This is a genomic window from Pseudomonas sp. DE0010 (assembly GCF_007680745.1).
In the GTDB taxonomy this organism is placed as follows: domain Bacteria; phylum Pseudomonadota; class Gammaproteobacteria; order Pseudomonadales; family Pseudomonadaceae; genus Aquipseudomonas; species Aquipseudomonas parafulva_B.
This window is the reverse complement of sequence record NZ_VEJQ01000096.1, coordinates 1-344: the sequence shown is the minus strand read 5'-3', so window position 1 is coordinate 344 and position 344 is coordinate 1. Positions and strand designations below refer to the sequence as shown.

The following is a 344-nucleotide window of genomic DNA, read 5'->3' as shown; positions in this document are numbered from 1 at the left end:
GGCACGGATAGGCGAAGCTGGAGGGATGGAAGCAGTCTGGGCCGGCATTCGGCATGCCGACCAGGACGTAGAGCCTGTTCAAAGTCTCGCGAGCTAGAGACAAACAAGGCCTAGGCGGCCCCGCGAAAATGGCTGAGGAAGCGGATCGGACTCGCGCTCGAGTTTACGAGCGGTAAATGAGCATTCCGATCGGACTGGCGATCCAGGCCTTTTTCAACGAAGCATCATCGAGCGCAGGCACTTTCCGTACAGGACCTAAAGGGTGGCGCGGGGAAACAGCCGGCGAAAGTTGGCGGTGGTCTGCTCGGCGAGGGTTTCCAGGGTCACCCCGCGCACGTCGGCCA

At 61.3% G+C, this 344-nt stretch carries 1 pseudogene; it reads right to left on the bottom strand.

The window, feature by feature from the left end:
- Positions 1 to 255 precede the first annotated feature (255 nt).
- A pseudogene (locus tag FS767_RS21810) lies at positions 256 to 344 on the bottom strand (TatD family hydrolase); the annotation flags it as partial.